Origin of the sequence: Lactiplantibacillus sp. 30.2.29, assembly GCF_018991255.1 — a bacterium.
In the GTDB taxonomy this organism is placed as follows: Bacteria; Bacillota; Bacilli; order Lactobacillales; family Lactobacillaceae; genus Lactiplantibacillus; species Lactiplantibacillus pentosus.
In genome coordinates this window covers 1-473 of the sequence record NZ_JAGYGU010000124.1, presented here as the reverse complement: position 1 = coordinate 473, position 473 = coordinate 1, and the positions used below count along the sequence as shown (strand labels likewise).

At 44.2% G+C, this 473-nt stretch carries 1 protein-coding gene; it reads left to right on the top strand.

What is annotated here, in order from left to right:
- Positions 1-83 precede the first annotated feature (83 nt).
- Positions 84-335: an IS3 family transposase gene (locus KGF65_RS17225; protein ID WP_047675014.1), complete on the top strand. Its 252-nt coding sequence runs from the start codon at positions 84-86 to the stop codon at positions 333-335.
- The last annotated feature ends 138 nt before the right edge of the window (positions 336-473 follow it).

Below are 473 nucleotides of genomic sequence, written 5' to 3'. Positions count from 1 at the left end.
ATTGGATGTAAGCTGATTCCTGAGACAACTTTTAAGAGAGGGTATAATGAATAAATCATCTCTCAAAAGGAAGGAATTTTTACATGCCAACTCGTTACGACAAAGAATTCAAACAAAACATTATCAACCTATATAAGCAAGGCGAATCAGCTGCCCAACTGGCCAGAGAATATGGCATTGGCTATTCAACCGTTCATAAGTGGATCCAGGGCCAGGCCAAAACTCAATCCGGTAAATCGCCAGACGAAATCAAAGCGATGGAAAAGCGACTGGCTTCGCTGTCTGAGGAGAACGAAATCCTAAAAAAAGCCCTGGGCTTCCTTACGCAGAAGTAACCAATATCTTTGATTACATTCACCAAGAAAGCCATCACCACCAGGTAACCAAGATGTGCCGAATCCTCGGTGTTTCCAGAGCTCAGTATTATCGTTATCGATCCCCCAAACCTTCAAAACGCCGGGCCGAAGATGCGG